The following is a 24,595-nucleotide window of genomic DNA, read 5'->3' as shown; positions in this document are numbered from 1 at the left end:
GTTCCGCCCGTGAAAGTGTATCTATCAGGAGTGGCCGTTGATTCATACAAAGCAGGAATAAACGTTTGTATTGCAGATGTAATATCGTAAACTTTACAAAATGAACCAACTAAACCATTTTTAGTAGAGGGTCTTGTTGTCTAGCTAAAAGTTGTTTTTGTCTGGTGTCTTGTCCTGGTACATGTGGCCAGGTATTAATGTCAGTCCAATCATCATACATGTTAAGTATGCCTTTGCGGCTGCAAAATTGACCTGGGTAAAATTGATAAATAAAATCACTATCCACCGAACATGAGGGATAATACATAAATCGGTTAACCTCGAAAGTAGTCGGGTCACAATTTTCAATTCCTAACAAGCTACCTAATTTTCTAGCAATCGGTTCATACTCATCTGGAGAACAACTCTCATCAAGTGGAATAAGAACCCTGAGTCTAGGTGTATAATTGCTGTGTTTTCTAGTTGAATAAACAACCGCTGTACACCCAAGCGAACCAACTCTTTTTAAAATATCGTCCGTCATATTTGGTTGAATGTTATCTAAATCCAAACAGACAACATCACGACTGATTATGTTCGTTGCTTTTCTTCGGCCATCTAAAAGCTTAGCCCCAGTGAAGCCCCCAACATCTTTTAACTCATCTTGTTCTGATTTTTTAAGTTTGAGAAATTCCTCATATTTCTCTTGTGTTCTAACCGGAGATTTTAAAGTTTCTACAAAATCAAGCCAGCTAATGTCTGTATTTTGCCAAACAGTCGCTTTTCTGTGATTTGCTTTTGCAATTCCTAATAATCTATTTGCTTGCACTTTTTAACCTCCTTTCTTAATCTTTCATATAATATTTAGTCTCAAATCCAGCGCCTTTTAATATTAATCCTGGAGCCCAATTAATTGGCTCGGCTAAAATATTATTTACATCTTCTAGTTTTTCATCGTCGTAAGCATCAATAACCACTTCGTCGTGGATGTGCATTACAACGTCATAATTTTTCTCGTACAATCTTAATAATGTTTCTGCCAAACAATCTCTAGCTATTGCTTGCACTATGTTCTCGACAAGCTTACCTCCGTAAGTAGAGTTGACTTCCCATTTTTTAGTTGTTTGGTTGACCCCATAATAATGGAGTGCATCTTTTCCAAATTGATTAGTCTGTAAGAATGGTTTTGGATAATACAATTTCCGATCACTTGGCAGTTTAATTGTTATAAAATCTAAACCGTACATCATATCCCATTCACGTTGGATCTCTAACCCTCTTACATATTGAGTGCCGTTGCCGTTCATAGCTTGAATTACAGCATCTCCGACGGCATACCACAAGCGAACAATGTTCTTGTTAGCTTCTCTCCAACGAACTTTAATATCCGTAAGTTCGTCATCAGATAGCCCCATTCTGTCAGCCCCCATTGCTATTAAAGCTGACTCTCCGCCTTGATATCCTAATGCTAAAGTTGCTACTTTCCCACGCTGTCTAAGTTCATATTCAGGATTACCTTTTTTAATCTTATCAATCGGAACATTAAACATTTGACTTGCTGTTGCTTCATAGATTTTTCCGTGAGTTGCGAATACTTCGTTAACCCACTCTTCACCAGCAAGCCAAGCAATTACCCGTGCTTCAATAGCACTAAAATCACTTATTATAAACTTATCTTTACTTGTTATAAAAGCTGTTCTTACTAACTGACTAAGTGTATCAGGAACGTTATTATAAAGAATTTTAAGCCCCTCAAAATTTCCTAATTTTGCAAGCTCTCTAGCAGTGTCTAGTGTGCTTATGTAATTTCTAGGTAAGTTCTGAACTTGAACAAGTCGGCCGGCCCAACGGCCAGTCCTGTTTGCCCCGTAAAACTGCAATAATCCTCGAACTCTATCATCTTCACACATTGCATTTTCCATAGCAGAATATTTACTTACACTAGTTTTACCAAGTTGCTGTCTAATTTCTAACACTCTTTTAACTTTTAAAGGCAAATTATCTCTAGAAAGTAAATTGGAAATAACATCTTTTGTTAAACCAGGTAAATCTTCATCAAGCTGACTTTCTACCCAAGATTTAAGTTGTGAAATACTGTTAGGATTTTCAAGTTCTGTAATTTGATAAGCTTCTTCTGTTAATTTCTCTGTGCTTTCAGCATCAATTTTTAAAATAGATTCAACTAACGCCTTATCAATCTTAACTCCTTTAGAGTTCATTAAAATATCCATTTCCCAAAGTCTTTGTTCTTTTGATGGAACTTCAAAAGCTTTTAAATGCTGGTAAATTGTATATTCTGCCTCGACGTCTTGCATGTTGTATTCACAGTATAATTTCCACTTATCTAAATCATGATGTGGGTCGTTCCACGTTCTACCACCATTAGTCTTTGTTGGCTTACATGGAACAGAAAAGTATTGAATCAACCTGCTTCCAGTTGTTAATTTCTTTTTATCATCAGCAATCCCTATTGCATTACCAGTCATGCTTAATCCTGCAGGAAGCCCTAAATACGTAGCATGCACCATAGTGCATCTCCACTGAGATATGTTGGTTTCATATCCTGCTTGATTTAAGCAAAACCATTCAAAAGCAGCATTATATGCGTGCTTAATACAATTTTCATCATCAAGCAATCCTACTATATAAGGGGGGATCTTCTCACCTTGTTTTAAATCCACTAATTGTACTGGCAAATCATTAAGCTTATAGGAGAACATTAATATTTCAAAGTCATCTGACTGGGCATATTTATAGGCCCCACTCTTGGCAATATTGACGCTGCTTCGAGTTTCTATATCTATACTTAAATGCTGCATAGTCTCCTCCTATTAATAGGGGGCTTAATAACCCCCTAAATTTTAAATTTAAAGTGGAAGTCCTGTAATTGGATCTACACCGAAAGTATTTTGTTGAACAGGTTGCTGTTGCATTGGTTGTTGATATTGTTGAACAGGTTGCTGTTGCATTGGTTGTTGCATTGGTTGTTGGTATTGTTGAGGATTAGGGAATGGATTAGCTGATTGTTGAGCACCACCTAACGCGTTGAATACTTTATCTGCCGACACAGGAGCGCCACCTAAAACTTCTCCATCTCTAACTTTTTGAATGTGAGTTAAACCAAACCCTACACCTTTTTTACCTGTATGAATATAAGGAAAAACATTAATTGCTACATTTGCGTAAACTCCTGAATAAATTTGAGACTGGTCCAATATAGGTTGAACATTTCTATCTACTATTTGAGGCTGTCTGTCAGCGTTTGAACTGGCAGTAAACACCCAACACCCTTTACATTCATCACCAAACGGAGTCCCATCTTGTTTAACTCCGTCTCCATCATGAATAGGATTAGCAACCACAGGAGGCATTATCCCGTTCCATTTTTCGTTAAGACCTTTTTGAGTAGCTGCTTGAATTGCAGCATCTAAACTTTGCTTACTTGCTAAGTCGCTTTTTGGTAATAAAATAGTCGCGCTATATTTTGGAGCTTGCTCCGGACTGTTTGAATATGGTTTAAATACGTTCACATAACTTAATCTTACATTTTGTACTACTGCTGTTGTTTCGTTTGTCATAATTTTATAATCTCCTTAATTTCTGTTTTAATTTAATGGTTTAAAAATGCTTGTCACATTTACAGTATTTGTTATTGAAGGTCGTTTGTCATTTTCAAACACTAGTGTAGGCTTACCTTCGCTGGTTACTACCATATCACCTACTAGCGTTGTAAATTGTTCTTTGCCTAAGGCTTTTTCTAGTTTAGCCAAAGTTAAAGGCACTTTATCATAAATTATCGCTTCATCAATACCTCCGTCTATTAATTTCTTAAGTGCTTCATCCTGGTTAGACCAAGAGCGCGAAGTTCTTCCAGCTACCGCCTTAAGACCTTTCACATCTTCACCAGCTAAGCATAGGTTAAGCGCATAAGCTTTTAAATCATTAACCCATTTAGCAATATCCTCACCTCTTGAGATATACTCGTATAGCTTATCTTTTGGAATCTCATTAGGGTTTAGATGTATTTCAGACTCAAGAGTTAAATTATTCTCAGCTCTAGCAGTGCAAATATTTCTCGCTTTGCAGAACTTACAAGCCTTAGCAGAAGGGACTAACTCACCTTCACCGCTTAACGCTTTTTCGGCTTGTACTTTGAAATAATCGCCCCACAGGAGAAGCTCTGTTAAATTGGCAGTCCAACTAGATATATTATTAAGTCTCGGCTGAACTATATTCATTTCAACGTGCTCTATTTGATATATCAGACTGAACGCTTCGTAAGCACCCAGCGCATACAAGATAAGCTGTTCATTTTGTTCTGCTGAAACAGGAACACCTTTACCGTATTTCAAATCAACGATAGAAAGCGTGTTGCCTTGAATAATAATACAGTCACAAGTCCCAAATCCTCCCGGAACCCAGCTAGAAAAATCAACTCTTTTTTCAATCTCAATGTAAGGCTGAGATGAATAACTCAAGGCTTTTTCTTTAATGAAATCCACATAAGAATCTGTATAAGAATCCATTTCAGTTTGATATAATCCATTTTCTTTAAGCTTTTTAACTGCTGCATTAAGCTTTCTTTTTCCAAATCCTTTTGGATCTAAATAATGCTTAAGTTTAAGTTCACTTAATTCGTGCGCTAAAGTCCCTTCCTTTGCATACACAGATTCGCTATCTGGAATACCATCTTCCATCTGCACGCTACCAGGACAAGTCGCCCACCTACTAGCACCGCTAGCGCTAAGCTTAGCATGCGCCCTTTCTTTGTGATTAATTTCAGTCATTAGATATCCGCCCCTAACTCCCTTAATTTAAGCGCAAAAGCTCCAAAGTTCTCCTGTGCTAAATGTGCCAATGATACAGCATTAAATTGTTGTAATAAGCCTTGCAACTGTTGAATTTTTCCAGCTTGCACTAATGCACCAGAAGCACGTTGTAAATCTTCTAAAGTATAAGTTTTCGCAGTCGTTGGCACTGCTGTTTGCACCGGTTGAGTTTGTACTGGAGCGGTATTTTGCGCTGGGGTAATTGGGACAACATTTTGAATTTCTTGAACTGGTTGATTTATATTAGTTGGAACTGATGATATATTTTGGGTAGAAATGCTTCCCACATTAAATTCACCATTACCCAGTTTAATAAGAACATCTTCCAACAAATTCACATCTTCTTTGCTCGCAATAATTACATTTACGTTTACTTTTAATTCCATTTTTAAAAATCTCCTTTATTTTAAATCTTTTAATAATCTTCTGCCTTCTTGAATGTATTGGATCTTAATATTGTGGTCAGTACATTCTTGGATATTGGATATTACTACATCTACTAATTTTTTAAGATATTCTCTTCTTGAGAACTCTTCGGGTGTTTGATTATACTCTTTTAAATAAGACAAGCTTTCCAGAGCCGTATAACATCCATTTTCGATTAAAATTTCACCATTATTTTTTAGTTTACTTATAGCCATCCTCATTTTGGAATAAGGAAAACCTAAGTCATTAACCAAATCATATTTGCTGCAACCAGGATTATTAAAAATATAATTCCTAATTGCTTGAGTTAAATTAACTCCAACATTCTTCCTCATTTTTAAAATCCTCCATTTCACAGACTTTGTTGTCTAAGATATCTTGTGCTTCTCTTATTTTTCGTCTTTCCAAACTGTCAAAATGTACTTCGTCAAGTATGTCAGATATTTTATTACTCATAAAACGGATATCTTCGATAATGTCGGAATATCTTCTAATTCCCATTGTGCTACATACCTCCTAACCTATCTAATAAATCTTGTGCAATCTCTTTTGGAACTTGCTTACCGTCAAGAACAACACACTTAATCTTCTTATCCTGGATAAGCTCTTTCTCTTGTTCGTTCAGCATATCTTTTAACTTGTCTATGGTTGCTATTTCTTCAACTCGAGGACTGCTTGCTGGCTTATCCTCTAAATGATTTAACCAAAATTCACCATATCTAATTATTTTCTGAATATCATCCTTTGGATTTTCGTGTTTCTTATTAGCTCTGATTCCGTATTTCAAAATGTTAGCTTGACAAACACTGCCAAAGTCTTTTACTGTTTTTTGAATTAGATCTATTGTTTCTAAATTTCCAATTTTGTAATGTTGTGGATCTTTAATGTTATTTTCTGTCACTTGCTTTTTCTCCTTTTTTGTGTTATTTTATAATTGAATTTTTTATTAAGTAGCTGTTGTTTTAACGGCTGCTTTTTTTAATACCCCTCTTTTTGCCTTTGAATATTAACCATTGATTTTTTAATGTACGCTTCAAACAAAGCTTCTAAAGAATAATAAATCATTGCAATATCTAGGATTAACTCAATAGCAAACTCTGTTGATTGGATATATACAGTGTTTCCAACTCGCTTATTAAATAAGTATCCCGTTTCAATTTCATTGATCATAGCTTTTTTATGATTTTTATTTTCAATACGTTTTAGAATAAAAGCACATCTATCAATGCTATATACTTGCTTATCATTGTTCATTAGAGATAGTGCAAATGCTAAACAGTCTGCTAATTCATCAAGTTGTTTTTCTTTTGGAGTTTTATTTTGTTTCCAATCTTTGAAAAATCCTATAGCGTTGTACCATTCGTGAAATTCTTCACATAAAGCAGTTTCTATGTGTATTTTGTTCCATATTTTGATATGACTATCAACTTTTCTTTGCAGTTCTTGTAATTCTATTAATTTGTTATGTAATTCATATTTATTCAATTTGTTCCTCCTATTCAAAATACTTTTCAAATCTCTTATCAAATCCAACCCACATTGACCCAGTTACTAATATGTATCCTGCAAAAAGTTGTTCGAACTCAAATTTAGTCATTGCTAATGCACACAGGAAAATTATTGTAAATGTCCAGTATATTAGGTTTAATGTTCTTTTTTGTAAATGTTTAATCATTGCTGTTCTCCTTTCAATTTGTTTAAATCTATGTCTAATACCGTTGCTATTTTAATTACGTGATTTAATCTAGGATTCTTTGATTCCCCTTTTAAAATGGAATAAATTGTTTGTTCAAAAATCCCCGTTAACTTTGCTAACTTGTATTTACTCATGTTTAATTCTTTTAAACGTTCATTTATTAACTTATTAAACTCTTTCATAAATGTTTGACCTTCTTTCACTATTAATAGCTCAATATGAAATAAATAAACGGAACATGTAATACTATCGCCCAGGTGACTATCTCTAAAGTTCTATTTTTCGTTTTCTGGGCGTAAATAATTAAACATAAATTTATTAACATAAGCACCACATATATACATTTAAATTGAACGCTCATCTCTATTCTTTTACCCCTTTCATTAACTTCTTTGATATGTGCTAGATCTCTTAAATTTAAATTGTATTTTCTTTTAAAAACTTATTAACTTCGCTTTCTAGGTAAATGTATTGTCTACCTACTTTAGTAGGTCTAAGTCCTCGAATATTAAGTTCAGCTAAGGTATCTTGACCTATATTTAACTCTCTGCAGAGTTCTTTTTGGTTAAACCTTCTATCAAGAACTAACTTTTCTTTTAAAATCTGATAAACTTTCTCCGCGATTGTGTCGATAAGTTTGTCAATAAAATCACTAGAGAACATATTAATCACTCCTTTCTTTTTGTGATATAATTACCTCAAAGGAGGTGAATTATAATGAATGATATTAGTTTAAATTATTCTTTAGTTTTGACTGAGGGTAAAATCAATATTGATACATCTTTCGTTGGTGACGGTGAAATTACAAGAATTATTATCGAACAAAGTAAAGATGTGATTGCTCAACTTCAACTTTTGCCTAAAGAAGTAATATTATATTTTGAGCAGCATAAAGATAGGATCATACTTAAATCAAATAAAGAATTAATTCAAAAAGAAGATAAAGTTTATATTAACTTTTAATCTTCCCCACCCTCAATTCAATAGAGTTGGGGGTAATTTTTATACTCGAATAATTTTTCCCATCTGTCACTACTGTTTCAGATTTTAATGTTTTATTATTTATAACTTTTTCTTTTTCAACCATTAATTTTCTCCTTTCTTTTTTTTATTAAGATTACGGTTAAACCGTAACTAATGATTAAAAAAAATAATTGCGATTTAATCGTTAACGTAAGTTAAAAAAATAATTTGGTCATATTTTATACCGTATACTTTTTCAATTTTTTTTATTATGGGTACATCTGGAAAACTTGTTCCGCGCTCATAATTACTAAGAGTGTCTTTGCTTACACCTATTAGTTTAGAGGCTTCTAGTTGAGATAATTTCAATTTTCTTTTTCTCCATTCTGCCAAAGGTAACCTTGTTTTATTAGGTATCATTTCCTCACCTCCTGAATTTATTATATTACGGTTAAATCGTAAAGTCAAGTATTTTTTTCGGTTTTTTCGTATTTTTTTAAAAAAAGATTGAATTTTTTACGATAATATCGTATAATAAAAGCATAAAAGAGGTGATAACATGAGTAATTTAGGTAACAAAAAAACAATGAGCAATAATTTGAAAAGATATTTAAGAATTAATAAAGTTTCAAGAACCCAACTATCTGAAAGTTTAGGAATAAGTTATTCAACAATAAGTGATTGGGTAAACGGAAAATCTTATCCTAGAATAGATAAAATAGAAATGATGGCTAATTATTTTGGGATAAATAAATCTGATTTAGTAGAAGATAAAGCAAACCAAAAAGAAATTGATATAGCAAATATGGTTAACGATTTAATGGACAATTTAAATAGTAATCAAGCCTTAATGTATAGCGGGGAACCAATGGATGAAGTAACAAAAGAATTAGTGCGTGCTTCAATCGAGCAAGCAGCAAGAATTGCTATGGCACGTCACAAAACTGAAAATGACAATTAAAGATGTCTACTATTCCTTAGTTGAGGAATTTGGAACAACTAATCCATTCAATATCGCTAGACAATTAGGAGTAACAATACTATTTAACGATTTAGGAACAAATAAAGGGCTATATCATACGTTAGAAATTAGTAACAAAACATATCACTACATACACATTAATAATAACTTATCTGACGAGGACAAACGATATACTATGGCTCACGAACTAGGACACTTTATTTTGCACAGAGGTTCAAACTTGCATTTTCTTAGACGTATTTCAAGAGTACCATTATCAAGGCAAGAGATAGAAGCTGACCTATTTGCAAGCTATTTTATTGTGTCAGATGAAGAAATTAAAGAAATAAACAATATTACTCACATATCAGAATCATTTAAGATTGATTATAGAATATGCGAAGAAAGAATTAAGTATTTAGATAGCTAAAGTTAACTAGCTATCCATTATGGTTTAAAACCGCCAAAATATACAAAGGAGAAATACAATGAAAAAAAGTAGGTTATTATTAAGTTTAATATTAACAGGATCAATAACATTGACGGGGTGTTCATCAAAAACAGAGAATAAAGAAGAGACAAAAAAAGAACAAAAAGAAGAGCAAAAAGAGAAATTAACTGTTGAGAATATTAAATATGAAAATAGAAAAGATCCAAATATAAAATACATAAGTTTTGGAATAATCAAATTAAATTCTCAAGAATGGTCTGGATTGACAGATGAGAAGATTAATAATTTCATCAAAGCATGGGAAGAAAAAAGAGATGCTTATCATCAAAAATTTCTAATAATATACAACGAAAGTACGCAAAAAGCAATAATATCTGCAGGAACAAACGAATCTATCAACTACAGAGCTTTTGAAATAAATGTATCTCAAAAAGAAAGATTTGATGTTTCAACTCCAACAAACAGTATGTATTTATGGGACGAAAAAGAAAAAGCATATATTCATGTGGAATCTAAAGAAAAATTAAATTTAAAATAGCTGTATTGCAGATTGCAATACAAAAAAACTCCCTGCACCCCGCCAAGAGTTAGAGAGTTTTTTAATAACAGTAAGTCCGTTTCGAGAATTAATATATCGTCATATATTAATAGATCTCTCAAAACTACTTAAGATGTGTATATTATATCATATACATAATATCAATTCAATCATTAATTTCTTTGATATGTGCTAGATAGAAAGGAAATGATGAAAAATGATTAAACAATATGAAAAAAACGGAAAGAAATTTTATAAATTTCGAAATATTTACATTGGTATAGATCCACTAACCGGTAAAGAAATAAGAAAATCAAAGTCAGGCTTTAAAACAAAACGTGAAACTGAAATATACATAGCAAACTTACGAACAGAATATGATAATAAGAATTACATTAACAGTAATGATATCAGCTTTTATGAGTTATATGAATTATGGTTTCAAAGTTATAAGGATACCGTCAAACCTAGTTCACTGTATGTTACACAAAACGTATTACAGCATATATTAGAGTATTTTGGGAATGTAAAAGTAAAAAAGATAACTACTCTTTTTTGTCAAAAATATTTAAACAAAAATAAAGACTTTTCTTATAGTCATGTAAAAAAGTTGAAAAGTTATACAAGTTTAATCTTAAAATATGCTGTTAAAATGCAAATTATCCAGTTCAATCCTATGGATAATGCAACTATTCCCAAAAGAAACGAAAAAACTAAAAGTGAAGATACTTTATACTATACTAAAAATGAATTAAAACAATTCCTTGAAATAGTAGACAGCTACAATAATACTGAATGGAAAGTTCTATTTAGACTACTTGCATTTACTGGAGCAAGAAAAGGTGAAATACTGGCGTTAACGTGGAATGATATTAATTTTTCAGAAAACACTATTGATATAAATAAAACTTTAGCAAGTACAAAAACTGCTGTTGTTATCCAAACACCAAAAAGTAAAAGTAGTATTAGGAATGTTTCTATAGATACAGAAACTGCACGGTTGTTAAGATTATGGAAATTAAAACAACGAGAAGAATTTTTAAAACTTGGCATTATTCCAAAAACTAAACAACTTGTATTTTGTAATAGTCAGAATGGTTTTAAATGGATATTTTTCCCTAACTATACATTAAAAAAGATATGTAATCAACATAATTTTAAATTAATAAAAATACATGGTTTTCGTCATACTCACGCTTCTTTGCTATTTGAAAGTGGTAATATGAGTATTAAAGCTGTACAACATAGGTTAGGTCATTCAGATATTCAAACTACTATGAATATATATACTCACGTTACACAATTACAAAAAGATAATTTAGGTAATGATTTTGCTAAATATATGGAGATGTAATAAAAGTCGTTACAATTCCGTTACAATCGATAAAAAAAGGAAAGCCGAAGTGTCTCAAACGGCTTTCCTATAAGTATTTAAAAAATTATCTTCTTAATCCTAGAGATTTAATTAATTCACGGTATCTTTGGATATCTTTTTTAATTAAATAGTCTAGTAAGTGACGACGACGGAAAACTTTTTTAAGTAATCCACGACGACCTGCGTGATCTTTTTTATGAGTGTTTAAGTGCTCAGTTAAAGCATCAATTTCTGCAGTTAATACTGCGATTTGTACTTCTGGAGAACCAGTATCTGATTCATGAGTACGATATTTAGCGATAATTTCTTGTTTTCTTTCTTGACTAATTGCTGCCATTGCAATTTCCTCCATATAATTTTATTTTCCCCTTAATCCTAGTATAGAATCTGGAGTGTTTCTAGACCACGAATAAGGAACTTTAGTTATTGTACACTATTTTTTTATTAATTTCAAGTGGAAAAATTTTAAAATATCTTTTTTTCACAAACATCCTTATCTATTTGCAGTTGTTCTTTTAAATGATTAAAACTATCAAATTTTTTTTCAGGTCGGAGAAACTCATAAAAATATACTTCTATTTTTTCTCCATAAATATCTTCATCAAAATCTAAAATATGAGTCTCTATAGATTTTTTATCTTTAATGCCTGATACAGTTGGATTATATCCTATATTTGTTAATGATTTATATATTTTTTTACCAACCATAGTTTTAGTAAGATAAACTCCGTTCGTTTTTGGTAATAAATAATTTTCTGTTAAATCTAGATTAGCTGTTGGAAAATTAATTGTTCTACCTAATTGTTTACCTTTTATTACTGTACCAACAATAGAATATGCTCTACCTGAAAATTTAATATATGAAACAAAATCATTATTTATAACAAAGCTTTTTAAAGTTGTTGTTGATATCTTATGATGCTCTATCTCTTCCTTTTCGTGAATACTAACCTTTATTCCAGAATCTAGAATCATTTCTGGTGTGCCCGAACCTTTTACACCATATTTATAATCATACCCGAAAAAGACCTTTTCAACCTTTAATTTTTTTAAAATTTTATCAATAAATTCTATTGCTTCTAAATTTTGTAATTGTTCATTAAACTCCAAATAATAAACTTCCTCTACACCAAGTTCTTCAAAAATTTTCGATTTCTTTTTTAATGGAGTTAAAGATTCTTCTTTAGATTTTGCAAAATACTCTTTTGGACTTTTATCTAGTGTAATTACTGTTGGTACATATCCTTCCCTGGCTTCTGATACCATTTCAGAAATTATCTTTTGATGAGCTTTATGAACCCCATCAAAAAAACCCAATGCAGCTATCCTCTTTTTATTACTTTTTTCTATTATATTGTAATCAGAAATATTAAAAATTTTCATTTCTTATTTACCTACTCTATTATTTTTGGAAATGTAGTTTTCACATGTAATAATTCATCATCTGGATTTTTCAGATAATAAATAGCTATTGCCTCGTTTTCATATGTGAATACTATTCCATCTGTAAAATCATAGTCTGGGAATTGATTTTTTCTAAATCTAAGTCCATTCATAACTTGTTGCGCCCTAAATTTAGGAATTTCTACAAACTGATATTCCTCTAAGGCATATTCTTTTTTTAATAACTTTTCTTCTAGCTTATTTTTTTCAAGTAATTGTTCTACTTCTAAAAGTGTTAAACAATTATCTAATTCTATTTTCCCACTACGAGTCCTTGTTAGCTTACTCATTGTACTCGGTAAATTCAATTTTTTACCAATATCAGTAGCTATAGTTCTGACATAAGTTCCTTTCCCGCAAGAGATATTAATAGAAAAATAAAATTTATTATCTTTATAATAATCACTACCCTCAATAAACTCAACATCATAGATATTAACTTTTCTTGACGGAATTTCTACATCAAACTTTCCTGCGCGTGCGTATTCATAAAGTTTTTTTCCTTTCACCTTTACAGCTGAGTAAATTGGCGGAGTTTGTTCAATTTCCCCAATCAAGGTTTGTAAAATATCTTTTATTTTATCTATATCGATATCATCAATGTTACATTCTTCTAACACTTCGCCAGTCAAATCTTCAGTAGTTGTTTTAATACCTAAACATACTTCCGCACGATAGCTTTTACCCAAATCCATAGCGTAATCACTAACTTTAGTTGCTCCGCCTAATAAAAGTAGTAATACCCCATCTACTTCTGGATCTAGCGTACCTGCATGTCCTATTTTCTTCATTTTTAGGATTTTTCTTGCTTTGAAAACAACATCATGACTAGTTATTCCACGTTGCTTATAAATCGGCAATATACCCTCAAACATTATTTATTTTCCTCTTTTTCTAAGCATTTAGGGCACAGTCCATATACTTCAAATTTGTGACCATCAATCCTATATCCTTTTAATTCATCAATTTTTAGATTATCACAGACATGAATATGTATAATTTTTGCTTTACCACACCCTAAGCAAATGTGGTGATGATGGTGATGATCTTCTTCTAAACATCCTATTTTAAAATATTTTTCACCCTTTATCTCTGTAGTTTCTAAAATTCCTAGTTCTTCATAAGTACTTAGATTACGGTATATCGTATCAAAACTTAGCCCTGGATAAACCTTTCCTAAGGTTTCCGACACAAACTTTGCATTTATATATCTATCTTCAGTTACTAACAACTTTACCATAGACTTTCTTTTATCTGTATATTTATATCCTTTTTCTTTTAAAAGCTTCATGATTCTATCAACTTTTTCTTCTGTTGTTGTCATAATAACCTCCAAAATTTATTTTTTGAAATCTATAAATTCTCCACTTCTTAACATAGCTATTTCATCTTTATACGGTGCTATGTCCTTATTTTCACCATACCATGGTGTTTCTAGGATTTTCGGAATATTAGTGAACTCTTGTAAATGAACTATACGATTAATTGCTTCAAAACCAATTCCACCATAACCAATGTTTTCGTGGCGATCTTTATGTGCTCCTAAAGTATTTTTACTGTCATTGATATGTAAAACTTGAATACGATCAAGCCCTACTATTTTATCAAACTCAGTTAGTACTTCATCAAGGTTGTTTACTATGTCATACCCACCTTCAAAGACATGGCATGTATCGAAAGTAACAGTAAGCTTTTCATTTAAAGTTACACCGTCGATTATTTTTGCAATTTCATCAAATGTTCGTCCACACTCACTACCCTTACCAGCCATTACTTCAAGAGCGATATTTGTTTTCATATCTTTTGTTAAAACTTCATTAAGTCCTTTTATTATACTAGCTATACCAACATCAGCACCAGCTTTAACATGAGAACCTGGGTGTAAAACTATATTTTTAGCACCAATTTTTTCAGTTCTTTCTATTTCCAATCGTAAAAAGTCAACAGCTAACTGATAAATATCAGGCTTTATTGTATTAGCAAGATTAATTATATACGGAGCGTGTACTACTATATCACTAATATTGTTTTCTTCCATTGCCTTATGCGCTTCATCAATACGTAATTCATCAATAGATTTTCTTCTCGTATTTTGAGGAGCACCTGTATAAATCATAAATGTATCACTGCTATAGCTCGCTGCTTCTTTAACAGAGCCTAACATCATGTCTTTCCCAGACATTGATACATGAGATCCAATCTTTAAATTTTTCATTATTTACCTCTATTTGCTTTATTACTTCTTTTAGCGAATTTTCTTCTTTCTTTTTGTTTAAGTTTATCCATTTTATATTTATATTTTTTCTTATAACCTGGTTTAACTTTTTTAGAAACACGCACTTTTGATTTTAATTTTTCCGTTAAATTATGATCAGCAACAACTTTTTTTCTACTTTGACGTTTATTTCTATCTTTAGTTTCAATAAACTCACCATTTTTTATATCTTGGTGATTAAATTCTATTCCTCGGCTTTCAAGAATTTGTAATTTTTCTTCATCTTTATTATTGTAGATTGTAATACAATCGCCATTTAAACCAGCACGCCCTGTACGTCCAGCTCTATGAATAAAGAAGTCTAAATCATTAGGAATATTATAGTTAATTACATGGCTAACACCTTCAATATCGATTCCTCGACTCATTAAATCACTAGCAACTACATAAGTAAAATCTAAATTATTAATACGACGTTGCATTTGTTTTCGTTCACGTGGTGTTAAATCTCCGTGAAGAACTCCAACATTTAGTCCTTTTGAAATTAAATAATTACTTACTTCCTCAACTTCTGTTTTTTTATTCGCAAAAATAAGTGCTAAATAAGGATTAATAACTGTTGTAATTTCATATAGTTTTTCTAAACGCGTTGAACTTTTTTCTGGAATTAGAATGTATTCAATTTTTCCAAATTTCGCATTATCAACTTCGATATATTGAGCATTTTTCAAATATTTTTTTAAGAAATGATTCATTTGAGTAGGAATAGTTGCTGAAAATACTAAGAATTGACAGTTTTCTGCAGTACGTTTAGAAATTTTATCAATATCTTCCATAAAACCTAAATCAATCATCATATCACATTCATCGATAACTAAAGTCTCTACTTCTTTAATAGCAAGAGCACTTGCACGATCTAATTCTAAAACACGAGTAGGCGTTCCGATTATAATGTGTGGTGCATTTGATACTCTTTCTATATCTCGATTCAAATCTTGACCACCAATGCATAGCGTAATTTTTATATCATCTTCACTAAACTCTGCAATATGGACTGCCATATCATAAAGTTGACGAGATAATTCTCGTGTTGGCGCCAAAATTATACTTTGAGTCTTTTTCTTTTCTACATTTAGCTTACTAAAAATTGGTAATAGGAAAGAGTGACTTTTCCCACTTCCTGTTTGCGATTTTGCCACAATATTTTTACCTTTTAATACAGGTGAGAATACTCTTTCTTGAATTTTTGTAGGATTATCAAATTTTAAATCTACTATTGCTTTATTTACAAATTCATTAAATTTATATTGTTCAAATGACTTTGATAACATAAAAAATCTCCTTTTTATTTTTATCTCCATTGTGAATTTCTTATGATTCACGCTTCAAATATTAAAATACTAAGTTCCTCTAGTATTTGATGTACACAATAAACCATTTTCTATTATACAATAAATACCGCTAATAAGCTATAAAAAACAATTAAAAAGGTTAGCTTAATCATTAATTTAAACACTAAGCTAACCTTTTTATTATCTTAATTATTTTATTATTTCAATACCTGAACTTGTGCCCAAACGCTCTGCACCTAATTCAACATATTTTTCAGCAGTTTCTTTATCTTTTACACCACCGCTAGCTTTTACTTTTGCGTGGTTTCCTACAACACTTTTCATAAGCTTGACATCTTCAAATGTTGCACCACCTGTACCAAACCCAGTTGAAGTTTTAACAAAATCAGCTTTTGCCTTCAATGATAATTCACAAGCCTTAACTTTTTCTTCATCACTAAGGTAGCATGTTTCTATTATAACTTTCAAAACATTTTTTCCTATAGCTTCTTTTATTTGACGGATTTCTTCTTCAACATATCCATATTCTCCATCTTGCAACTTAGCGACATTTATAACCATGTCAATCTCACTAGCACCATTTTCTATTGCTTCTTTCGCTTCAAAAACTTTAGCTGCTGTTGTCATTGCTCCTAGCGGGAATCCAACTACAGCTGCAACTTTCACATCTGTTCCTTCCAAGTATTTTTTAGCATCTTTCACATAGCAACCATTGACACAAACACTATAAAACTTATGTTCAGCCGCTTCTGCACATAATTTTTCTATATCTTTTTGACTTGCTGTTGCTTTTAATATAGTATGATCAATATATTTATTTAATTCCATATTTCTACCTCTATTCTATTATTTCTAAAATATTTTTTATACCTTTTTGTTCTTTAGAACCAACGACATATGCATCTATAATCATAGCCCTGCTTTGTTCTATATTTTTATCATCATTATAATGAATTTCTGCTATTAGGTCACCTTTTTTTACTAGGTCTCCTACTTTTTTCTTTAGTAATATTCCTACTGCATGGTCTATTTCATCTTCTTTCGTTGCGCGCCCGGCACCTATAACCATAGCAGCCTTACCTATTTCCTCAGCCTTAATTTTTTCTACAAAACCATCTTTAGTTGAATAAACTTCAATTATTGATTTTGGTTCTGGTAATAACTTATAGTTATTAACTACCTGTCCATCTCCCCCACTAAGATCTATAAAGTCTTTTAAAATTTCTAAAGCCTTCCCATTTTTTATTACTTCATCTATTTTTTCGCTAGCCTCTTCAAAAGTCTCAACTTCACCTTTATGTTTAAGTGCAATATAAACAATTTCATAAACAACTTCTTTTAAATCAGCCGACCAATGACCTTTTAGCGCCTCGATACCTTCTATTATCTCATTAGCATTACCTATATTATATCCTAATGGTTCATCCATATTAGTAAGAACAGCAATAGTTTTTCTTCCAACACTATTACCTATCTCAACCATTCGACGAGATAATTCACGTGCATCTTCTATAGTCTTCATAAAAGCACCATCACCTACTTTAACATCAAGTATTATTAAGTCGGATTGTATGGCTAACTTTTTACTCATAATACTGCTGGCTATTAACGGGATACTATCTACTGTTGCTGTAACATCACGTAACGCATAAATTTTTTTGTCCAATGGTACAATATTATCACTGTATCCCATAAGTCCAACTCCTGTTTTACCTGCTACTTCTACCAACTCTTCTTTTGTTAAGCTAAACTTGAAATTTTCTATTGATTCAAATTTATCAATAGTTCCTCCTGTATGACCAAGCCCTTTTCCAGAAAGTTTAGCTGTAGCCATTCCTAAAGCTGCTAAAATTGGTCCTAAGACAACTGTAACTTTATCACCAACTCCTCCAGTAGAATGTTTATCAACTAAGTAATAATCAAGATTATCAAAAGTAATTATGTCCCCTGAATTACGCATTTTCAATGTAAAATACGTTAACTCCTCTTTTGTCATATTGTTAAAATACACAGCCATTAAAAAAGCACTCATTTGATAATCAGGGATAATTCCTGCTAAATAACCCTCTAATAGAAAATCTATTTCTTCTTTAGTTAGTTCTTGCCTTTTCTTTTTTTTATCTATAATATCGACAGCTCTCATAGTAATCTCCTTTTATTTTTAACGACTATAATTATATAACTCTACTCCCTCTATATTCTTATTATAATTTCTGCTAAAATAAAATATGTTTTTTATATATAATCTATTATTTCTATTTATATACTCATATCCTAAACTATAATTAACAATCTTTACAATAATATTTTGTCATTCCATACTTATCGATTTCTAAAAATATGTTATCAGATATCTTTATAATCTGTAAAAATTTCTTTTCTTTCAAAAACTTATTTAATTCTTCTTCATTTTTTTTGCTATAGATTATCTTATCACGAATAAAGTACATTTTATATCCTAATAATGTTAAACTGTAATTTTTATATTTGAATAAAATTTTAAATAAAATAAAAAATATAATTAATAAGAACGCTAATTTAAAACTAAAATACAGCTTTTCATTTATAATTAAAAATGTCATAATAATCATTAAAATCAAGTATCCATAATCGATTCCTCGTTGTTTTTTTAATTCTTTATTTGAGCATACAAAAATATCGCTAGGTCTAGAACAAACTAATAAAATTAGTGAAAAAATAGAATATAAAATAAGAACTAAGCATAGTATTGTATCTATCGGATCCTGTTTTATTATAGTATAAATTAACAGGACAAAATAAAGAGGTATAAATGAATATATACAATAACTTATATAGTTAAAAGTTTTCTTCATAATTATACCTCCTAATTTTTATCTTTTACTTTTTGGTTTTGACAAAATTTCTGAAAAAATTACATCATTAACAATTTTTTCTTTATCGATAATTTTAGAGTTTGAATATATCTCTTTTTCTCTATCTACTATTACACGAGTATTTTTTTTAGGTCTATTTTTAAATTCATTTGAGCGCTTAATTTCTTGAGAACTTTTCTCTGAAACTTTTGGGTTTTTCTTTAGCTTTCTGGTTTTTTGGGTATTTTGTTTTTTTTGATTACCATCTTTCATTTTATCTAGAACAAAAGAAATTAATGCAATTAATGCAAAAAATATTGCCGTATTCATACTTTACCACCTTGTTTCCTATTCAAGTATTCTTTTGCAATTAAACCTCTTACCAGATTTTCTCTAGAAAATTCTAATCTAGGTATATTATTTTGTTCAAATGTTTGTTGTCTGAAATTTCGCTGTTGATTGAATTTACTTCTTCCTTTATTATAATTGTCATTATAATATTTTTGATATTCGTTAATAGTATTTTTATTTGTCCTATTTTCTACTGAAACTATATTTTTTCGTGCTTGAGCTTTTTGTTGTATTAGTTCACGCGAAGGTTTCATTTCACTTAATTTACTATACACACTAGACGTTACTTCTTGTTGCATCGGCACTTTCTTGTTTGTTTCGTATCCCGTATCCATAGATTCCTTTATACGTCGCATTTCTTCAACAGCTCTTAATGCAGCTTCTCTTGCACGTTCTAGTTCCATCTGTTTGGAATTATCTAAATTTTTATGATATTTTTTACTATCTGAAGCAAAAACTGTAATAAAAATAACTAAAAATATGATAACTATAATTGGTACGGCAAAAATTATAAATGTCATTTTAGCCCCTCCTTTATTTAGTTATTATTTTTCTTGTGTTTCTGGTTGAGACATACGTTTGATTGAATCTCTCATTCCTGTATCCGCTTCTAAGTTTTTATAATTCATATAATCCATAACACCTAAGTTCCCATCTTGGAATGCTTTTGCCATAGCAAGTGGTAACTGTGCTTCTGCTTCTACTACTTTCGCGCGCATTTCTTGAATTCTTGCTTTCATTTCTTGTTCAGCTGCTACCGCCATTGCACGACGTTGTTCAGCTTTAGCTTGCGCGATGTTTTTATCAGCAATAGCTTGTTCTGTTTGTAAGTTTGCACCAATGTTTTGACCGATGTCTACATCTAAAATGTCAATCGATAAGATTTCAAATGCAGTACCTGCATCAAGACCTTTATCAAGAATTGTTTTAGAAATTCTATCTGGATTTTCTAATACTACTGTATGTGATTCAGATGACCCGATAGTTGATACAATACCTTCACCTACACGAGCGATAACTGTTTCTTCCCCAGCTCCCCCAACAAGTCTTTCAATATTTGCACGAACTGTAATACGAGCTTTGGCCTTAACCTCAATCCCGTTGATAGCTACCCCTGCAATATAAGGTGTTTCTATAACTTTCGGGTTAACGCTCATTTGAACGGCTTGAAGCACATCACGTCCTGCTAAATCAATAGCGGCACATCGTTCAAATGTTAAGCTTACTATATTTGCACGGTGTGCAGCAATAAGAGCATTAATAACTCTATCTACATTCCCTCCAGCTAAATAGTGACTTTCTAGCTGATTTATTGTTACAGCTAATCCCGCTTTATGAGCTTTAATCATCGGATTAATTACTCTACTTGGAATAACACGTCTTAAACGCATACCAACAAGTGTAAAGATACTAACTTTAACACCAGCTGCTATAGCACTAATCCAAAGTCCAAGCGGAAAGAAAGTGAAAAATATTGATAATACAATTAGTACTACCACTAAAATTATACCTGTGAAAACTAATTCTGGCATAACATTTCCTCCTTTAAATTATTAAATTTTTTTTACAACTATACGCATACCTTCGACACGTATAACTTCAATTTCATTACCTTTTTCTACAAAATCCCCATCTGTAACTACATCAAATTTTACATTATTTAGAGCTGCTACTCCCGCTGGACGAAGGTCAGTATACGCTAGCAATTTTTTACCAATTAAATCTACTCGGCTCTCACTTGCAACATAACCTTCTTCTGTAGAAATTGCATCATTCAACACTAGTTGATTTAAGAAAGCTAATTTTTTATTTAACAGTTTTCTATTAAATAAATATAAACCTACGCCTAACATAAATGATACAATTATGATGAATGCAATATTATAAGTTGATTCATTAACATAAATTATTGCATAAATCAAGGTAATTATACCTACAGTCCCAACTATTCCTCCTGGTATAAACATTTCCAAGCCAATAAGTGCTATTCCTCCAAGGAAAAGAACAAATACAAAAATACTTAACCCCGTTGAATAAGAATGTAAAGCAATATATATTGCCAAACTTAGAATGGAAAGTACTCCATAAAAATTAAATTTTTTTGAGAATAGTTGTTGACAAAATGTAAGTGACATTAAGATTAAAATAATCCAATCAAGGTACAAATATAAATTTGCCATTTAATCACCTCATTTTTATATATTCTTTTTCTAAATAAGTTAGTAACTCATTTCTCGTAAAAATATTTCCATGTCCTGGAATTGCATACTCGAAATCAATTTTACTAATCTTATCGATATAATCGTGAAGTTTGATTTTATTATAACTCATTGGCTGTGTATAATAATTTTTAGCATGACTATCTCCTAAAAATAATACCTTTTCGTCAGCAATATAAATTAAAAATGCATCATCAGAATGCGAATTATCGCTACTGAAACAAGTTATCTTTATTCCTCCCAAGTTAAGATTAAAATCTGCACTTTTAGGCATATCTGGAATTTTTATTTTTATTTCATAATTCTCATAGACTTTTTTTAGCACATCTGCGCTATATTTTATTTCAGTTCCCACTTCCACTCTTTTATATAAGCTTTCGTCATCCCATTTTAACTTAGATAATTCTATTAGAGAATCTTTTGCTCGTTCTGTAGAAATCACTGGAATATCTAAGTATCCTGCACCAAAACTATGATCCCAATGATGATGAGTAAGAATAACATAACTTGGTTTTGGCAAAGAATTTTCCTCAAGTTCTTTTAGAAACTCCGCTACTTGGCTTGGACCATTGCCCGCATCAAGCATAACAGAAAAATTTTCTCCCTTTACATATCCAATGGTTGGTTCCAAATACATATAACGTTGTTTTGTGTAATAAAGCTTTTCTGAGAATTTAATTAGCATCCTTTTTTACTTCCTTTTGATTATAGATATATTATAGCATAATTAATAATTATTTACAAACTTGTCTTCTTACATAAAACAGCTGTAAAAGAGCATTTAAAGACACTTTTACAGCTGTTTTTATTTTATAATATAATATTCTAGAATAGTGCTAATGCTACTAAATAAAGATAGTAAAATAACAATCCTATAGCCAACACTACAAACATTGCATAAACTAACCAAGTTACTAGATATAAAGTATATCCTAATGCTTTAACAATATTGGTTATACTCAACCATAAATGTCTACCTATCGCTAGAAGTATAGATATTACACCACCATTATAAACTTCTTCTTGGTTGTCTAAATCACCAAATTTAAATACTGACTTTAATTTCATCATAATTACCGCCTCCCAAGATATTTTTTCTCTACACCATTATTATACTATATAAATCTTTATATTAGCAAATAATTATAATTAACTTTTATAAGAAAAAAATTAAAAAATTAATTTCGCTAACTAATATATAGAAAAATAGAAAAATACTAGAGTATTTCTACTCTAGCAATAGTATGGAGATGGCGGGATTTGAACCCGCGTCCAAGAAAACCTCCCCTTAGCTTCTACATGTTTAGTTTACCTATTAAATTTAATTTTTCACTTAAGCCGATAAACGGGCAATGAAAAACGAGTTTGATTATTCTCTTATTTACCACTACAAACGGAAGTGATAAATCGTAGACTGCTATTAATGAACCGATTAGCTTTGCCACAGTCGAACAAAGTAATCAGCCTTTAGCTATTAAGCTGCTAAAGCGTAATTTGTTTTTTCGCCAGTTATATTTAACTGAGTGTGTTATTAAAGGAGCCAACCCTCCTACATGCCACCAAGAAGACTAGCATCCCTGTCGAATCCTAAACATCCCCGTTTTGATGATGAATTTATTTTACCATAAAATTTACATTATGTAAAATTTAAAATTGTATGGTATAATCAAGTTGAATTAAAAAATTAGGAGGTAAATATGCAAACACTTATTAATGAACTTCGTCCCAAAAAAATTACTGATATAATTGGACAACAACATCTTATTGGAAAAAATAAAGTTCTAACAAAAATAGTAGAAAGCGAAAAAATGTTTTCATTTATTTTATATGGACCTCCTGGTACGGGTAAAACTTCAATAGCAAATGCATTAGCTAACGAATTAGATTATAAATTCAAAATATTGAATGCTGTAAACTGTTCTAAAAAGGATTTAACTACGGTCATTGAAGAATCTAAACGATTTAAAAAAGTTCTTTTACTTTTAGATGAATTCCATAGATTGACAAAACCTATGCAGGATATTCTTCTCCCTGAAATTGAATATGATAATATTTATGTTATCGGTTGTACTACCAACAACCCTTATCATACTGTTAATCCTGCTATAAGATCTCGCCTTATGATTTTTGAACTAAAACAAATTAATGAAGATGATATTTACAATTATCTAAAAAAAATAGCAAAAAACAATGACATATTTTCTAAAAATCTTTCTATTGATGACGATGTCTTTAAAGCTATCGCACTTAATTCATCAGGTGATTTAAGATTTTCACTTAATACATTTGAAATTTTATATAACTTATCCAACGAGGATGAACATATAACAAAGGAAAAACTTCTGAGTTTATCACTAGGAAAATTCAAAAACTATGATAAAGATGGCGACGCTTTTTATGATATTATTAGCGCCTTTCAAAAGTCTATTCGAGGAAGTGATGTTGATGCATCGTTATATTACCTCGCACTACTAATTGACAGTGGGGATTTAGATACTATTTATCGTAGAATGACAGTTATAGCCTATGAAGATATCGGGCTTGCAAATCCGAATATTGGTCCATTCGTTCATGCCGCGGTAGAAAGTGCAAGAATGCTGGGTCTTCCTGAAGCTCGTATTCCTTTAGCAAATGCTGTTATTCAATTGGCACTTTCGATAAAATCAAACAGTGCAATTATGGCAATCGATAATGCCTTAGCTGAAACAAATCGCAATCCTAAGTTTATTATTCCAGACCACTTACGTGATAGCCATTACTCTGGAGCAGAAAAACTTAATCGTGGAGTCGGCTATAAATATCCCCACTCTTATCCAAGTGGCTATGTAAAACAACAATATTTACCTGATAACTTGGTAGGTTCTTTATTCTATACACCTAAAACAAATAATAAAAACGAACAAAATCTTAATGCATATAAGAATTTTATTGATAGTCAAAAATAATCTTATTAAGCATATTAG

General features: G+C 31.0%; 35 protein-coding genes and 1 other RNA gene. 6 read left to right on the top strand and 30 right to left on the bottom strand.

Annotated features, from left to right (window positions below):
* Positions 1 to 109 precede the first annotated feature (109 nt).
* The 12 genes from DQN46_RS08630 to DQN46_RS03030 all read right to left on the bottom strand — a co-directional run bounded on the left by DQN46_RS08630 (position 110) and on the right by DQN46_RS03030 (position 7,593).
* A complete protein-coding gene (locus tag DQN46_RS08630) occupies positions 110 to 808 on the bottom strand; it encodes a hypothetical protein (protein ID WP_197712527.1) in 699 nt (232 codons plus the stop codon).
* Positions 809 to 824: 16 nt separating this feature from the next.
* On the bottom strand, positions 825 to 2,798 hold the full coding sequence (locus DQN46_RS03080; protein ID WP_111742977.1) for a DNA polymerase: 1,974 nt from the start codon (positions 2,796 to 2,798) through the stop codon (positions 825 to 827).
* A gap of 48 nt (positions 2,799 to 2,846) precedes the next feature.
* Complete coding sequence (locus tag DQN46_RS03075; protein ID WP_111742976.1) at positions 2,847 to 3,557, bottom strand: DUF2815 family protein; 711 nt, start codon at positions 3,555 to 3,557, stop codon at positions 2,847 to 2,849.
* Positions 3,558 to 3,584: 27 nt separating this feature from the next.
* Entirely contained in the window at positions 3,585 to 4,766 is a 1,182-nt protein-coding gene (locus tag DQN46_RS03070; protein ID WP_111742975.1) for a DUF2800 domain-containing protein, read from the bottom strand.
* Positions 4,766 to 5,146 (bottom strand): hypothetical protein, encoded by a 381-nt coding sequence (locus DQN46_RS03065; protein ID WP_145961393.1) that lies wholly within the window; start codon positions 5,144 to 5,146, stop codon positions 4,766 to 4,768. Before DQN46_RS03065 ends, DQN46_RS03070 begins: the two co-directional genes overlap by 1 nt.
* 63 nt (positions 5,147 to 5,209) lie before the next feature.
* A complete protein-coding gene (locus tag DQN46_RS03060) occupies positions 5,210 to 5,569 on the bottom strand; it encodes a hypothetical protein (protein ID WP_111742973.1) in 360 nt (119 codons plus the stop codon).
* A complete protein-coding gene (locus tag DQN46_RS03055; RefSeq protein WP_111742972.1) occupies positions 5,547 to 5,735 on the bottom strand; it encodes a hypothetical protein in 189 nt (62 codons plus the stop codon). Before DQN46_RS03055 ends, DQN46_RS03060 begins: the two co-directional genes overlap by 23 nt.
* 4 nt (positions 5,736 to 5,739) lie before the next feature.
* A complete protein-coding gene (locus DQN46_RS03050) occupies positions 5,740 to 6,135 on the bottom strand; it encodes a DUF3310 domain-containing protein (RefSeq protein WP_111742971.1) in 396 nt (131 codons plus the stop codon).
* 77 nt (positions 6,136 to 6,212) lie between these two features.
* On the bottom strand, positions 6,213 to 6,719 hold the full coding sequence (locus tag DQN46_RS03045; RefSeq protein WP_170120626.1) for a dUTP diphosphatase: 507 nt from the start codon (positions 6,717 to 6,719) through the stop codon (positions 6,213 to 6,215).
* A gap of 10 nt (positions 6,720 to 6,729) precedes the next feature.
* Positions 6,730 to 6,909: a hypothetical protein gene (locus DQN46_RS03040; protein ID WP_111742969.1), complete on the bottom strand. Its 180-nt coding sequence runs from the start codon at positions 6,907 to 6,909 to the stop codon at positions 6,730 to 6,732.
* Positions 6,906 to 7,112: a helix-turn-helix domain-containing protein gene (locus DQN46_RS03035; RefSeq protein ID WP_111742968.1), complete on the bottom strand. Its 207-nt coding sequence runs from the start codon at positions 7,110 to 7,112 to the stop codon at positions 6,906 to 6,908. The genes DQN46_RS03040 and DQN46_RS03035 overlap by 4 nt, the downstream gene beginning before the upstream one ends.
* A gap of 235 nt (positions 7,113 to 7,347) precedes the next feature.
* Positions 7,348 to 7,593 (bottom strand): MerR family transcriptional regulator, encoded by a 246-nt coding sequence (locus DQN46_RS03030; protein ID WP_224207438.1) that lies wholly within the window; start codon positions 7,591 to 7,593, stop codon positions 7,348 to 7,350.
* 54 nt (positions 7,594 to 7,647) lie between these two features.
* On the opposite strand from DQN46_RS03030, the gene DQN46_RS03025 reads away from it, so the two are divergent.
* Positions 7,648 to 7,893, top strand: coding sequence for a hypothetical protein (locus DQN46_RS03025; RefSeq protein WP_111742967.1), 246 nt, complete (start codon positions 7,648 to 7,650; stop codon positions 7,891 to 7,893).
* Here DQN46_RS03025 and DQN46_RS08835 read toward each other — a convergent pair.
* On the bottom strand, positions 7,883 to 8,017 hold the full coding sequence (locus tag DQN46_RS08835; RefSeq protein WP_263433195.1) for a hypothetical protein: 135 nt from the start codon (positions 8,015 to 8,017) through the stop codon (positions 7,883 to 7,885). The genes DQN46_RS03025 and DQN46_RS08835 overlap by 11 nt on opposite strands.
* Positions 8,018 to 8,091: 74 nt before the next feature.
* Complete coding sequence (locus tag DQN46_RS03020) at positions 8,092 to 8,313, bottom strand: helix-turn-helix domain-containing protein (RefSeq protein ID WP_111742966.1); 222 nt, start codon at positions 8,311 to 8,313, stop codon at positions 8,092 to 8,094.
* 139 nt (positions 8,314 to 8,452) lie between these two features.
* Between DQN46_RS03020 and DQN46_RS03015 the strand changes: the two genes are divergently transcribed.
* The 4 genes from DQN46_RS03015 (at position 8,453) to DQN46_RS03000 (ending at position 11,197) form a co-directional block, all read left to right on the top strand.
* The gene (locus DQN46_RS03015) at positions 8,453 to 8,854 is read left to right on the top strand and encodes a helix-turn-helix domain-containing protein (RefSeq protein ID WP_111742965.1); all 402 of its coding nucleotides are present in this window, start codon (positions 8,453 to 8,455) and stop codon (positions 8,852 to 8,854) included.
* A complete protein-coding gene (locus tag DQN46_RS03010) occupies positions 8,844 to 9,284 on the top strand; it encodes an ImmA/IrrE family metallo-endopeptidase (protein WP_111742964.1) in 441 nt (146 codons plus the stop codon). Before DQN46_RS03015 ends, DQN46_RS03010 begins: the two co-directional genes overlap by 11 nt.
* 58 nt (positions 9,285 to 9,342) lie before the next feature.
* Complete coding sequence (locus DQN46_RS03005) at positions 9,343 to 9,843, top strand: hypothetical protein (protein WP_111742963.1); 501 nt, start codon at positions 9,343 to 9,345, stop codon at positions 9,841 to 9,843.
* 217 nt (positions 9,844 to 10,060) lie between these two features.
* Positions 10,061 to 11,197, top strand: a complete 1,137-nt coding sequence (locus tag DQN46_RS03000; protein ID WP_111742962.1) for a site-specific integrase — start codon at positions 10,061 to 10,063, stop codon at positions 11,195 to 11,197.
* A gap of 85 nt (positions 11,198 to 11,282) precedes the next feature.
* Here DQN46_RS03000 and rpsO read toward each other — a convergent pair whose 3' ends face one another.
* The 16 genes from rpsO to ssrA all read right to left on the bottom strand — a co-directional run bounded on the left by rpsO (position 11,283) and on the right by ssrA (position 23,231).
* Positions 11,283 to 11,555, bottom strand: coding sequence for a 30S ribosomal protein S15 (gene rpsO, locus DQN46_RS02995; protein ID WP_004632287.1), 273 nt, complete (start codon positions 11,553 to 11,555; stop codon positions 11,283 to 11,285).
* A gap of 128 nt (positions 11,556 to 11,683) precedes the next feature.
* Positions 11,684 to 12,601, bottom strand: a complete 918-nt coding sequence (gene ribF, locus DQN46_RS02990) for a riboflavin biosynthesis protein RibF (protein ID WP_111742961.1) — start codon at positions 12,599 to 12,601, stop codon at positions 11,684 to 11,686.
* An 11-nt stretch (positions 12,602 to 12,612) separates the two neighbouring features.
* The gene (truB, locus tag DQN46_RS02985) at positions 12,613 to 13,536 is read right to left on the bottom strand and encodes a tRNA pseudouridine(55) synthase TruB (RefSeq protein ID WP_111742960.1); all 924 of its coding nucleotides are present in this window, start codon (positions 13,534 to 13,536) and stop codon (positions 12,613 to 12,615) included.
* Positions 13,536 to 13,985 (bottom strand): Fur family transcriptional regulator, encoded by a 450-nt coding sequence (locus DQN46_RS02980; RefSeq protein WP_004632293.1) that lies wholly within the window; start codon positions 13,983 to 13,985, stop codon positions 13,536 to 13,538. Before DQN46_RS02980 ends, truB begins: the two co-directional genes overlap by 1 nt.
* A 15-nt stretch (positions 13,986 to 14,000) precedes the next feature.
* The gene (locus tag DQN46_RS02975; protein ID WP_111742959.1) at positions 14,001 to 14,876 is read right to left on the bottom strand and encodes a deoxyribonuclease IV; all 876 of its coding nucleotides are present in this window, start codon (positions 14,874 to 14,876) and stop codon (positions 14,001 to 14,003) included.
* Positions 14,876 to 16,207, bottom strand: coding sequence for a DEAD/DEAH box helicase (locus DQN46_RS02970; RefSeq protein ID WP_004632296.1), 1,332 nt, complete (start codon positions 16,205 to 16,207; stop codon positions 14,876 to 14,878). The genes DQN46_RS02975 and DQN46_RS02970 overlap by 1 nt, the downstream gene beginning before the upstream one ends.
* A gap of 210 nt (positions 16,208 to 16,417) precedes the next feature.
* Positions 16,418 to 17,056, bottom strand: a complete 639-nt coding sequence (gene deoC / locus DQN46_RS02965; protein ID WP_111742958.1) for a deoxyribose-phosphate aldolase — start codon at positions 17,054 to 17,056, stop codon at positions 16,418 to 16,420.
* A gap of 10 nt (positions 17,057 to 17,066) precedes the next feature.
* Positions 17,067 to 18,371, bottom strand: coding sequence for a thymidine phosphorylase (locus DQN46_RS02960; protein WP_111742957.1), 1,305 nt, complete (start codon positions 18,369 to 18,371; stop codon positions 17,067 to 17,069).
* 142 nt (positions 18,372 to 18,513) lie between these two features.
* On the bottom strand, positions 18,514 to 19,062 hold the full coding sequence (locus DQN46_RS02955; protein ID WP_111742956.1) for a hypothetical protein: 549 nt from the start codon (positions 19,060 to 19,062) through the stop codon (positions 18,514 to 18,516).
* Between the two features lie 18 nt (positions 19,063 to 19,080).
* Positions 19,081 to 19,392, bottom strand: coding sequence for a hypothetical protein (locus tag DQN46_RS02950; RefSeq protein ID WP_111742955.1), 312 nt, complete (start codon positions 19,390 to 19,392; stop codon positions 19,081 to 19,083).
* Positions 19,389 to 19,934: a hypothetical protein gene (locus tag DQN46_RS02945; RefSeq protein WP_004632305.1), complete on the bottom strand. Its 546-nt coding sequence runs from the start codon at positions 19,932 to 19,934 to the stop codon at positions 19,389 to 19,391. The genes DQN46_RS02950 and DQN46_RS02945 overlap by 4 nt, the downstream gene beginning before the upstream one ends.
* Positions 19,935 to 19,958: 24 nt before the next feature.
* Positions 19,959 to 20,945, bottom strand: a complete 987-nt coding sequence (gene floA / locus DQN46_RS02940; RefSeq protein ID WP_004632307.1) for a flotillin-like protein FloA — start codon at positions 20,943 to 20,945, stop codon at positions 19,959 to 19,961.
* 21 nt (positions 20,946 to 20,966) lie between these two features.
* On the bottom strand, positions 20,967 to 21,593 hold the full coding sequence (locus tag DQN46_RS02935; protein ID WP_111742954.1) for an NfeD family protein: 627 nt from the start codon (positions 21,591 to 21,593) through the stop codon (positions 20,967 to 20,969).
* 4 nt (positions 21,594 to 21,597) lie between these two features.
* Positions 21,598 to 22,317, bottom strand: a complete 720-nt coding sequence (locus DQN46_RS02930) for an MBL fold metallo-hydrolase (RefSeq protein ID WP_004632311.1) — start codon at positions 22,315 to 22,317, stop codon at positions 21,598 to 21,600.
* Positions 22,318 to 22,457: 140 nt separating this feature from the next.
* Positions 22,458 to 22,703 (bottom strand): hypothetical protein, encoded by a 246-nt coding sequence (locus DQN46_RS02925; protein WP_040461419.1) that lies wholly within the window; start codon positions 22,701 to 22,703, stop codon positions 22,458 to 22,460.
* Between the two features lie 171 nt (positions 22,704 to 22,874).
* Positions 22,875 to 23,231, bottom strand: a transfer-messenger RNA (tmRNA) gene (ssrA, locus tag DQN46_RS02920).
* 98 nt (positions 23,232 to 23,329) lie between these two features.
* Here ssrA and DQN46_RS02915 point away from each other — a divergent pair.
* Positions 23,330 to 24,577, top strand: a complete 1,248-nt coding sequence (locus DQN46_RS02915; protein WP_111742953.1) for a replication-associated recombination protein A — start codon at positions 23,330 to 23,332, stop codon at positions 24,575 to 24,577.
* Positions 24,578 to 24,595 lie beyond the last annotated feature (18 nt).

Source organism: Gemella morbillorum (assembly GCF_900476045.1).
Lineage (GTDB): Bacteria > Bacillota > Bacilli > Staphylococcales > Gemellaceae > Gemella > Gemella morbillorum.
Note: the sequence above shows the minus strand (reverse complement) of the source record. Positions and strands in the feature narration are given on the sequence as shown.